The sequence below is a fragment of the Streptomyces sp. NPDC050211 genome (assembly GCF_040656035.1).
Classification (GTDB): domain Bacteria; phylum Actinomycetota; class Actinomycetes; order Streptomycetales; family Streptomycetaceae; genus Streptomyces.
The window spans coordinates 57,050-67,810 of sequence record NZ_JBFALC010000016.1; the positions used below are offsets into that span (position 1 = coordinate 57,050).

The window sequence follows — 10,761 nt, forward strand, 5'->3', positions numbered from 1 at the left end:
CCTCCTGCCTTCGGCTGCGGCAGGCGGTATAAGCCAGGGACGGATACCCCGGCCCCGTCTTCCAGACGGTGCTGTTCGCCCTCAGCACGGGCGACGCCAGCAGACGACGAACCTATTGGCAGGCTCCTGCCCTGCCTGCGGCAGCCACTCAACGTGCCTACGGCCGCGCCGCATGGCGGTCAGCGCTCCGGACCCACAGCGATCCCCGCGCCCCTTTCACAGGACTGGTCTTCTGCCGACCCGACGGCCGACCGCTGCAGCCGCGCGCCGTCCTCGACCGGCTCCGGCAACTGTCCCAAGAGGCAGGCGTCCCCCAGGTGACCGTTCACGACCTGCGCCACCTGGCCGCTACCCTCACCATCACCGCCGGCGTCCCCCTCAGCGTGGTCTCGAAGACTCTGCGCCACTCCACCCTGTCAACCACGGCCAACATCTACAGCCACCTCACCCAGCAAGCCGCCCGCGAAGCAGTCGACACCATCGAACACACCCTCACCCGGGCCGAACAGAGAGCCGACCGGCAGGCCCGGCCGAAGCGGCCGCGCTCACCACGCGACCACATCCAGCGGCTGCGCGAAGCCCTCAACCGGCTCCGCTCCCCCGCCCCGCCCGGGTTCTGCTCCCCGCGAGCCGACCCCAGATCCGGCCTGCGACCACAGTGCGACCACCAGCCCTCCGGGAACGCGAAAGGCCGCCCTCCCGTAAACGAGAGAACGGCCTCCGACCTGCATCAAAGCTGGTCGGGACGACAGGATTTGAACCTGCGACCCCTTGACCCCCAGTCAAGTGCGCTACCAAGCTGCGCCACGTCCCGGTGCGCTGTCTCGCGGTGTTCCGCGAGAACGCGCAGGTCAACCCTAACGCACGCGTACGGGTGCTGACGCCGTGTCCTCGGCGGCGCGGGCACGCGCGGTCAGGCCGGAGGCTCGTCCGACCGGGACCAGCAGGGCCGCCAGTGCCGCGGCCAGGCAGAGCAGGGCCAGCAGGGTGAAGCCGTGGGTGTAGCCGGATTCGTAGGGTAGGCCGGAGGGTTGGAGGTGGCCGGTGACCAGGACGCTGGTGACCGCGGCGCCGATGGAGCCGCCGATGGTGCGGATGTTGGCGTTCATTCCGGTCGCAGCGCCGGTCTGGTCGGCCGGGACGCTGCCCACGATCAGGTTGGCCATCGAGGCGAAGGCCAGTCCGATGCCGAGGCCGAACACGCCTGCCACGAAGGCGACTTGCCACTGCTCGTCGTGCCAGAGGGCGAGGAAGCCGCAGGCGAGCGCGCCGAGCGACGCACCTGCTGTGAGCAGGGTCTTGGCGCCCAGGACCGGTTCCAGGCGGCCGCTCAGCACGCCGGAGAAGAACATCGCGACGAGCATCGGCAGCATGAGCAGTCCGGCGGCGGTGACGCTGGAGCCGAAGCCGTATCCGGCGGAGCTGGGCGTCTGTACGAAACCGGGGAGGAAGGACCAGATCGCGTACATGCCCGCGCCGAACAGCAGCGCGGCGGTGTTGGTGGTCCACACGGCGGGCAGCCGCATCACGCGCAGGTCGATCAGCGGCGTGCGCGAGCGGGCCTCGGCCAGGAGCCACAGCGCGAAGAGCACTACGGCGGCCGCGAACAGGCCGATCACCCGGGCCGAGCCCCAGCCCCAGACGCTCGCCTGGCTGAGCGGCAGCAGCAGAGCCACCAGCCAGGCCGACAGCAGCCCGGCGCCGAGCCAATTGACGTTGCCTGCCGCTCGGTTGGGCGACTCGGGTACGTAGCGCAGGGCGATCAGCGTGGTGACGGCGACGATCGCCACGGGGATCCAGAACAGCCAGCGGTAGTCGAGCGCGGACACGATGGGTCCGGCCGCGACCATGCCGACGCCGCCGCCCGCTGCGATCACCGCGGACAGGTTGCTGATGCTGCCGCTCACCTGGGACGGGGCGAACTCGTCCCGGATGATGCCGAAGGAGAGCGGGAACAGCGCGCCGCCGACGCCCTGGACGACCCGGGCGACGATCAGTACGCCGATGGTCGGCGCGAGTGCGGCGAGCAGACAGCCGACGGCCACGACGGACAGGACGGCGACGAGGGTGCGCTTCTTGCCGATCAGGTCGCCGACGCGGCCGAGGATCGGCGTGAAGATCGAGGCGGACAGCAGATACGCCGTCATCACCCAGGTCGCGGTGGACTGCGAGGTGTCGAGCGCGTGCTGGACGGTCGGCAGGGCCGGCGCGATCAGTGACTGCAGCATGGCGAACACGCCGGCACCGCTCGCGAGGACCGCGAAGGTGAGACGGGTGGACTTGCGGGGCATGGAAAGCCTCTCCGAATCCGAACAGGGTGCGGCCGAGAGCGTCCGGTCGCGGACGAATGTGAGCGGACGAGTGTGAGCGGAAGGGGTGAGGGGTCTTCGCGTCTCAGACGTCACGCGTCCACGGCGAACGGACCCCGCACTGCTAAAGTGGAGGTACCCCTCCACTGTAGCGGAGGCGCACCTCCGCTTCAACCCGTCCACCCCGGGAGGCAGCAGTGACGGCCCAGCCGTACCCCGTCAGCGAGATCGTCGCGTCGCGCCGGCCGCACCGTAAGGACGCCGCGCGCAACTACGACGCGCTGCTGGTGGCCGCCCGTGAGGCGTTCGCCGAGCACGGCGCGGAGGCCTCGCTGGAGGACATCGCACGGCGGGCGGGCGTCGGCATCGGCACGCTGTACCGGAACTTCCCGACCCGCCGCCATCTCTTCGAGAGCGTGTACGCGACCGAGGTGAACGACCTGTGCCAGGTCGCCGAGGAGGTCGCCGACCAAGGGCCGTGGGAGGCGCTGACCTCGTGGCTGCGGCGGTTCGTCGACTACACCGTCACCAAGCGGGCCATCCGCGAGGCCCTCAACAACGAGTCGGAGATCTTCCTGGCCTGCCGGGAGTCGATGTACGCGGCGGGCGGCCCGCTCTTCCAGCGGGCGCAGGAGGCGGGCGAGGCACGCAAGGACATGGACTTCGACGACCTGCTGCGGATGGTCTCGGGCATCACCGCGACGAACTTCCTCGACGAGGCCCAGCGCGACCGCGTACTGACCGTCGCGCTCGACGGCGTACGGGCCAGGGACTGAGCACTCCCCCGGCCGGGGCAGGCCACGGCGGACGACCTCTGAACCCCTAGCCCTGCGCGACAACGTCAGTGCGTGGCCGCCAGTTCCTGCTGCGCACCACCGGCCCCCGTGGACCGCTTCGGGCCGCGCAGTGAGGCGATGCCGATGAAGACCATGGAGGAGAGGCCGGCGATGGCGAAGGCGGTGAAGCCCCAGTCGCCGTGGTTCGCGGCGAGGAGCTGGCCGCCGAGCCAGGGGCCGAAGACGGCGCCGAAGCGGCCCATGCCGGAGGTCCAGCCGACGGCGGTGGCACGGCTGTCCGGGGTGGAGCGGATGGAGACGGTCGCGTAGATCATCGTCTGGGCGCTGTTGAGGAAGACGCCGGTGAGGAAGACGACGATCATCGTCACGCTCATCGGCATATGGACGCTGAGCAGGAAGACCCCGGCGGCGGTCAGCGCGAACCAGATCGCCGAGATGCGCGGGGCGCCGAAGCGGTCGGCGGCCCGGCCCGCGACGAGCATGCCCACGATGCCGCCGAGGTTGAAGACGACCACGAAGGACAGGGCGGAGCCCAGCTCGTAGCCCTCGGCGCGCATCAGGGTGGGCAGCCAGGTGGCGACGCCGTAGACGAGCAGCAGTCCGCCGAAGGAGGCCAGCCAGTAGAGCAGGGTCTGGGTCCACTCGCCGCCGCGGAAGAGGGTGACCAGGTTGGTCCAGCGGCCGGCCGCACCCTGCTTGCCGGACTTGGCGGCGGGCACCTCGACGTCGTACCGGGCGGCCAGCTCCCGGGCCTCCTCTCTGCGGCCCTTGGCGACGAGGAAGCTCAGCGACTCGGGCAGGAAGCGCGCAAGCACCGGGGCGAAGAGCAGCGGGAGCACGCAGACCCAGAACGCGGCGCGCCAACCGACCGGTTCCACGAGCCACTTGGCGACGTAGGCCGACAGGACGCCGCCCGCGTGGTGGGCGGTCATCAGCAGGCCGATGATGATGGCGCCGCGACCGCGCGGGGCGTAGTCGGAGACCATGCTGATCGCGGTCGGCAGCAGTCCGCCGAGGCCGAGGCCCGCCAGGGTCCGGCCGAGGCCGAAGACGGCGACGCTGTCCGCGATGGCGCACACACCGGAGGCCAGCGAGAAGAGGATCACGCAGGAGACCATGAGCTTCTTGCGCCCGATCCGGTCCGCGACGGTTCCCGCGGCCAAGGCACCGATCAGCATGCCGAAGGTGGCGTAGCTGCCGAGGTCGCCGGCCTGGTCCGGGGTGAGGCCGAAGGTCTTCGTCTCCAGCAGGTGCGGGAGCACCGAGCCGTAGATGAACATGTCGAGGCCGTCGAAGAGCACGGCCAGCCAGCACAGTCCGACGACCAGGATGGCCAGTCTGCCGCCGCGGGCGGAGAGCGAGGGGGAGGAAGACATCGTTGGTTACCTCTCGTACGTGGTGCGCCAGACGCTAAGGAGTCGATCGGCGAACGGTCAACGTTTTTGTCAACAATCTCATCGACAGTTCGCCGAACTCGTGCGGACTCTTGCGGGGCTCCTGTGGGCCGACTGTGTCCCGGCTCAGCCGACCGGCGGCGCCCCGTGCGTGTGGAACGACTCGATGGTCTTCAGGCCCCAGGCCTGGCCCTTCTTCCGCTCCTCCTCGGTCCAGGTGATCAGCGGCCAGTCGGGAGCCAGGACCAGCCGCGTGAGCGGGTTGCACAGCTCGATGCGGTTGCCGCCCGGCTCGTAGACGTAGAGGAAGAACGTCTGCTGGATGGCGTGCTTGTGCGGGCCGGTCTCGATGAACACGCCGGTGTCGATGGCGAGATCGGCGGCGCGCAGGATCTCCTCGCGGGTGTCCGTCGCGAAGGCGATGTGGTGCAGTCGGCCGGTGGAGCCGGTCCAGTCCGAGGTGTAGACGACGTCGTACGACTTGTTGGTGAAGGTCAGCCAGCGGGCCGCGATCTTCCCCGTGTCGAGCCGGATCTGCTCCGTGGGTCGTGCGCCGAGGAGCTGTTCCTGGAACTCCGCGTTGGCGAGTACGTCGGCGGCGAGGAAGTTGATGTGGTCGAGCCGGCGTACGCCCACGCCCCGGTTGGGCTTGGCCTGGGGCTGGTTCTTCAGCGCGGGCCGCAACTCCTCGGGGGCTTCGTAGTGTTGGCTCTCCCAGTACAACGCGTGCTCGTGCCCGTCCGGGTCGGTGGTGACATAGAGCTTGCCGAGGCCGGGCTCGTCCTCGACCCAGGTGCCGGTGCCGCCGGCGTCCTCGATCGCGCCGACGCGCCGCTGAAGGGCCTCCTCGCTGGAGGCGCGCAGGGCGAGCCGGCCGAGGCCCGGCTGTTCGCGGGCGGTGAGGACGAGGCTGTGGTGCTCGTAGTCGTCGAAGGTCCGCAGGTAAACGGTGTCTCCCTGCTGCCCGTTGACGGTCAGGCCCAGGTAGTCGGTGAAGAAGGCGACACTGGCGTCCAGGTCCGGGGTGAACAGCTGGGCGTGGCCGACATGGGCGATGTCACCGAGCGGCGGGGTCATGGTGTGCCTCCAAGGGTGGTACGGCAGCGCGGGGGAAGACGGTGCCGTCGAAGATCTTCCGTGCGGTGCACACGACGGCGGTGCGGCGGACCACGGGAGCGGTCTGAGCGGATCCGGGCTCCACGCTGGTTTCGATGTCGAGGAATCCGGTGAGGTGCTCGATGCGTACGCGGTCGCCCTGCCCGCGGGGCTCCGCGATCCCCTCCGCCACGCCGCCGGGCACGAGCAGCCCCGCCGCCACGCTCGCGGCGCCCAGGACGCCGATGGAGGTGTGGCAGCGGACGGGGATGAAGGTGCGGGTCGTCACCGCGCCGCCGTCCCGGGGCGGCGCGAGCAGGCTGAGCTTGGGCACGGTGGCGCCGTCCACATCGCCGAGGCCCATCAACTTCCCTGCGTCCAACCGGATTTCGCGCAGCCGGCCGGCGAGGGCGACGTCCTCCTCGAGGTCCTTGGGCGCCTCGTAGCCGGTGACTCCCATGGCGGATGCGGGGATCAGCACGGTCGGCATTCCGTTGTCCACGCAGGTGACCTCGGTACCGGCGACGATGTCGCGGACGTGACCGGTGGGCAGCAGCGGGCCGGCGCCCGGCGGGAACTCGATCACGACGCCAGCGGCGGTGCCCGGCACCCCAGAGATCTCCGAGGAACCGGTGTAGTCGACCCGGCCACCGGGAGTGGGGAAGGTCGCGACGGCCAGCTCTCCGGTGTTGAGCATCCGGATGCGTACGGTCGTCTCGGCGTCGTCCGCGTCGACCAGGCCGCGTTCCACGGCGAAGGGGCCGACCCCGGCGAGGATGTTGCCGCAGTTCTGCCGGTCCGTCACTTCTGGGCGGTCGACGGCGACTTGGAGGAACAGGTAGTCGACGTCCGCCTCGGGGCCGGCCGAGCGGGAGATGACGGCCACCTTGCTGGTGAGCGGGTGCGCGCCGCCCAGGCCGTCGATCTGGCGCGGGTCGGGGCTGCCCATGACCCGCAGCAGCAGGTCGTCGCGGTCACCGGGATCGGCGGGCAGGTCATCGGCGAGGAAGTAGGAGCCTTTGGAGGTGCCGCCGCGCATCAGCATGCATGGCACCTCCTCGGGCCCGCGGCTCACGACCGCTCCCCCGTGTATTCCTCGTACGTCCGGTACTCGACGCCGAGCCGCCGCAACGTCTCCCGCAACCCGTAGCGGTCCAGGCCCAGTTGACCGTCAAGGAAGGCGGCGCGGGCCTTTGCCTCCTTGGCCTCGCGGGCCTCGGACGCCTCGACGGTGGCGTGGGCACGCTCGCGCGGGACGACCACCACGCCGTCGTCGTCGGCGAGGATCACGTCGCCGGGGCGGATCACCTGGCCGTCGATCGCGACCGGTACGTTGACCGAGCCGCCGGTGGCCTTGACCGTGCCCTGCGCGGAGACCGCCCGGGACCAGGCCGGGAAGTCCATCTCGCGCAGCTCCTGGGTGTCGCGGACACCGGCGTTGATGACCAGGCCACGCACGCCCCGCCGCTGCAGCGCGGTGGCGAACAGTTCGCCGAACATGCCGTCGGTGGACGGGGAGGTGGTGGTGACGACGAGGATGTCTCCCTCGCCGCACTGCTCGACGGCCGCGTGGATCACGAGGTTGTCGCCGGGCCAGCTGAGCGCGGTGACGGCCGTACCGGCGACGCGCACGCCCTGCTGGATGGGGCGGATGCCGGGGCCGAGCAGACCGGTGCGCCCCAGCGCCTCGCTCACGGTGGCCACGCCGAATGCGGCGAGCGCCTCGACGTCCTTGGCGTCGGCCTTCGGGGGGTCGGTGACGATCACGCCGCTCATGCCAGCTCCTTCGCGATCTGCGGGTAGGGACGCATGAACGCCTCGGCCATGGTCTTGTGGGCGAGGCCCAGGTTGGGTCCGGCGTTGCGCTTGAGCTGGACGCCGCGGCGCACGGCGAGGTCGGTGTAGTAGTCCCACAGGTGCTGCTGCGCGCCGAGGCACTCCATCGCCTTGCGCTTGGTGTCCCACACCTCGGTGATGTCGAGCAGGACCTCGGGCTTGAAGCCGCTCATCTCGGGCTGGTGCGGCTCGAAGTAGAAGACCGGCGGGGCGCCGATGATGTCGCCCTGGCCCGGGTAGCCGATGGCCTGGGCGAGGATCCGGGCTTCCAGGGCCATGCGGTTGGCGGCCGGGTGGTCGCCGTTGTACGGGTCCTGTGTCGGGTGGGTGAGGACGGCATCGGGCTGCGTCTCGCGGTAGACCTCGACGAGTCGGTCGGTCAACTCCGCTGTGGGGACCAGCGGATAGTCGCCGGCGTCGAAGAAGCGGACCTCGGCGCCAAGGGTTTCGGCGGCACGCTCGGCCTCGTCCCGGCGCATCGCCTTGATCTCCTCCAGCTGCTTGCCCTCGCGCCACGCCTTGGCGGACTCGCCGCGCTCGCCGAAGGTCAGGCAGGCGATCGTGACCTTCTCCCCCCGCGAGGCGGCCAGGGCGATGGCTCCACCGGCCCGCCACACGAAGTCCCCGGCATGCGCGGTGACGACGAGGGTCGACCGTGGTGGTGGGGAGGTGGCGGGCGCTTCGGCATGCGTCATTGCGGAAATCTCCTTGGTGGACAGAGGGGCGCCCGCCCCGCGTGCGTCAGTCGCGCAACGCGTCGATCACACTGGTGAGGTGGGCGCGGACGGCCGCTTCGGCCGCCTGGGGGTCCCTGGACCTGATCGCTTCGATCATCGCCAGATGCTCGTTCAGGGAGTGCTGCGGACGACCGGGCCGCAGCGCCAACTGGAAGCGATGGCGCACCAGTTGGGCGTTGAGCCGCTCCAGCAGTGCCACGGCCGTGCGCTGGCCGGAGAACTCCTGGATCCTGGCGTGCAGTTCCTGGTTCAGCTCGGAGTACGTCATCGGCTCGCCGTCGGCCACGGCCTTGCTCATGGCCGTGCCGAGGTCCGTCAGTTCCGTCAGCTGCTCGTCGCTGGCCGCGACGGCCGCCTTCGCCGCGCAGAGCCCTTCGAGGACCATGCGGCACTCGGTGATGGCGACCGCTTCCTCCACGGTCACCACCCGCACCCGCGAGCCGCGGTTGCGGATCCGCTCCACGAGGCCCTGGGCCTCCAGATCGATGAGTGCCGCACGGATGCTCGCCCGTGTCACATCGAACTGCTCGGCGAGTTCGTTCTCCACCAGTCGCTGTGCCGGTGCCATCTCGCCGTGCAGGATCGCCTGCCGCAGCTGCGCGAGCGCATGCTGCTTGGCCTGCTCTCCGGTGCTCGGACGGGCTTGTTTCGGCATCGTGTGCCCTCTCTGAGTGAGTGCCTGTCGAACGTAAATCTAGCAAACAGAATTGTCAACAATTTTGTCGGTACCGGTCGGAGTCTCAGCCCTCGCGGTACAGCTCGGTGACCAGTTCCATCACGGCCTGTGCGGCGGGATGCGGGTCGTCCCGCCACCAGGCGAGGCGTACGGCGATCGGCTCGGCGTCCCGCACCGGGCGGTAGACGACGCCGGGCCGCGGATACTGGTTGGCGGTGGACTCGGCCGTGATGCCGATGCCACGGCCCGCCGAGATCACGGTGAGCCAGTCGTCGATGTCGTGCGTCTCCTCGACGGCCGGGCGGGAGTCCGGCGGCCACAGGTCGGCGGTCGTGGTGCCGGTGCGGCGGTCGACGAGGAGCGTACGCCCGGCGAGGTCGGCCAGCCGGACCGAGCGGCGGCGGGCCAGCGGATCGTCGCCGGCCACCGCGCACAGCCGCCGCTCCAGACCGACGATGGCCGACTCGAACCGCCGGTCGTCCACGGGCCGCCGTACGACGGCCAGATCGCAGGCGCCCTCCGCGAGTCCGGCCGTGCCCGAGTTGACGCGGACGAGGTGCAGATCGGTCTCCGGACGCAGCTCGGCCCAGCGGCGCTGGAAGGCGACGGTGTGCCGGCCGAGAGCGGACCAGGCGTAGCCGATCCGCAGCTGGGCATGGCCGGACGCGGCCTCCCGCACCAGGTCGTCCACCTCGGCGAGCACACGCCGGGCGTGCGCCACCACCCGCACCCCGGCCCCAGTCGGGGTCACCTCGCGCGAGGTCCGCCGCAACAGCCGTACGCCCAGGGCCTTTTCCAGCGAGGCCAGGGTGCGGGAGACGGCGGCCTGGGAGACGTCGAGGGCGAGGGCGGCGTCGGTGAAGGTGCCCTCGTCGACGATCGCGACGAGACAGCGCAACTGCCGCAGTTCCACATCCATGCGTCCAGCGTATAGATGCCGCTCCGGATGCATTTTGCGCAAGTACGGAACGGGCGCACGATCGGAGCATGCCAGGAGCACCCGCACGCCCCGCCGCATCCCTGTCCTCCTCCGCGCCGGTCCCAGCCCCGGAGCGGCCCCCGCTCGCCGGGGTGGCCACGATGGCGGGCAGCGGGCTGTCCAACCAGGTCGGAGCCGCGGTCGGCTCGCTCGCGTTTCCCGTGATCGGTCCCGTCGGTGTCGTCGCGGTGCGTCAGTACGTCGCCGCGGCCGTCCTGCTGGCCGTGGGCAGGCCGCGGCTGCGGTCGTTCACCTGGCGGCAGTGGTGGCCGGTGCTGTTGCTTGCCTTGGTGTTCGGGACGATGAACCTGTCCCTGTACAGCGCCGTCGACCGCATCGGCCTCGGGCTGGCGGTGACGCTGGAGTTCCTGGGTCCGCTGAGCATCGCGCTCGCGGCGACCCGGCGGCGCCTGGACGCCTGCTGGGCGCTGCTCGCGGCGGCGGGTGTCGTCGTCCTGATGCGACCGCAGCCGTCGGCCGACTATCTCGGTATGGGGCTGGCCCTGCTCGCGGCCCTGTGCTGGGCGTCGTACATCCTGCTCAACCGGACCGTCGGACGGCGTATCCCGGGAGCGCAGGGTTCGGCAGCCGCCGCCGGGCTGTCCGCGCTGATGTTTCTGCCGGTCGGGATCGTCGTGGTGGTCCGGCATCCGCCGACCCTGATGGCCGCCGGGTGTGCCGTGGCCGCGGGGGTGCTGTCCTCGGCGGTGCCGTATCTCGCCGACCTGTTCACGCTGCGACGGGTGACGGCGGCGGCGTTCGGCCTGTTCATGAGTGTCAACCCGGTGCTTGCCGCGGTGGTCGGATGGGTCGTCCTTGGTGAGGGGCTGGGGTGGATGGAGTGGGCGGGTATCACGGCGGTTGTCTCCGCGAATGCGCTCAGCGTGCTCGCTCGGTCGGGGCGGTAGCCGCGCCCGGGGGCGCATTGGTCAGGCCAG

Annotated in this window: 10 protein-coding genes, 1 tRNA gene and 1 pseudogene; 3 read left to right on the plus strand and 9 right to left on the minus strand. The window is 70.7% G+C overall.

Features of this window, described 5'->3' with window-relative positions:
- Positions 1 to 68 precede the first annotated feature (68 nt).
- Positions 69 to 440, plus strand: a pseudogene (locus tag AB0I98_RS18800) (tyrosine-type recombinase/integrase); the annotation flags it as partial.
- A 297-nt stretch (positions 441 to 737) separates the two neighbouring features.
- Here AB0I98_RS18800 and AB0I98_RS18805 read toward each other — a convergent pair.
- Positions 738 to 814, minus strand: a tRNA-Pro gene (locus AB0I98_RS18805).
- Positions 815 to 857: 43 nt separating this feature from the next.
- Complete coding sequence (locus tag AB0I98_RS18810) at positions 858 to 2,291, minus strand: MFS transporter (protein ID WP_362942745.1); 1,434 nt, start codon at positions 2,289 to 2,291, stop codon at positions 858 to 860.
- A gap of 215 nt (positions 2,292 to 2,506) precedes the next feature.
- Between AB0I98_RS18810 and AB0I98_RS18815 the strand changes: the two genes are divergently transcribed.
- Positions 2,507 to 3,085, plus strand: a complete 579-nt coding sequence (locus AB0I98_RS18815; RefSeq protein WP_362942748.1) for a helix-turn-helix domain-containing protein — start codon at positions 2,507 to 2,509, stop codon at positions 3,083 to 3,085.
- Between the two features lie 65 nt (positions 3,086 to 3,150).
- On the opposite strand, the gene AB0I98_RS18820 is transcribed toward AB0I98_RS18815, so the two are convergent.
- The 7 genes from AB0I98_RS18820 to AB0I98_RS18850 all read right to left on the minus strand — a co-directional run bounded on the left by AB0I98_RS18820 (position 3,151) and on the right by AB0I98_RS18850 (position 9,763).
- On the minus strand, positions 3,151 to 4,482 hold the full coding sequence (locus AB0I98_RS18820) for an aromatic acid/H+ symport family MFS transporter (protein WP_362942751.1): 1,332 nt from the start codon (positions 4,480 to 4,482) through the stop codon (positions 3,151 to 3,153).
- 144 nt (positions 4,483 to 4,626) lie between these two features.
- A complete protein-coding gene (locus tag AB0I98_RS18825) occupies positions 4,627 to 5,577 on the minus strand; it encodes a VOC family protein (protein ID WP_362942754.1) in 951 nt (316 codons plus the stop codon).
- Positions 5,558 to 6,640 carry a 4-oxalomesaconate tautomerase gene (locus tag AB0I98_RS18830; protein ID WP_362942962.1) on the minus strand — a complete coding sequence of 361 codons (1,083 nt, stop codon included), beginning with the start codon at positions 6,638 to 6,640 and terminating at the stop codon, positions 5,558 to 5,560. The genes AB0I98_RS18825 and AB0I98_RS18830 overlap by 20 nt, the downstream gene beginning before the upstream one ends.
- 26 nt (positions 6,641 to 6,666) lie before the next feature.
- Positions 6,667 to 7,371, minus strand: coding sequence for a 4-carboxy-4-hydroxy-2-oxoadipate aldolase/oxaloacetate decarboxylase (locus tag AB0I98_RS18835; protein WP_362942757.1), 705 nt, complete (start codon positions 7,369 to 7,371; stop codon positions 6,667 to 6,669).
- The gene (locus AB0I98_RS18840; RefSeq protein WP_362942760.1) at positions 7,368 to 8,126 is read right to left on the minus strand and encodes a PIG-L deacetylase family protein; all 759 of its coding nucleotides are present in this window, start codon (positions 8,124 to 8,126) and stop codon (positions 7,368 to 7,370) included. Before AB0I98_RS18840 ends, AB0I98_RS18835 begins: the two co-directional genes overlap by 4 nt.
- 46 nt (positions 8,127 to 8,172) lie before the next feature.
- Complete coding sequence (locus AB0I98_RS18845) at positions 8,173 to 8,823, minus strand: GntR family transcriptional regulator (RefSeq protein WP_362942763.1); 651 nt, start codon at positions 8,821 to 8,823, stop codon at positions 8,173 to 8,175.
- 85 nt (positions 8,824 to 8,908) lie between these two features.
- Positions 8,909 to 9,763: a LysR family transcriptional regulator gene (locus AB0I98_RS18850; protein WP_362942766.1), complete on the minus strand. Its 855-nt coding sequence runs from the start codon at positions 9,761 to 9,763 to the stop codon at positions 8,909 to 8,911.
- Positions 9,764 to 9,831: 68 nt separating this feature from the next.
- Here AB0I98_RS18850 and AB0I98_RS18855 point away from each other — a divergent pair, with 68 nt between their 5' ends.
- A complete protein-coding gene (locus AB0I98_RS18855; protein ID WP_362942768.1) occupies positions 9,832 to 10,731 on the plus strand; it encodes an EamA family transporter in 900 nt (299 codons plus the stop codon).
- Positions 10,732 to 10,761: the final 30 nt, after the last annotated feature.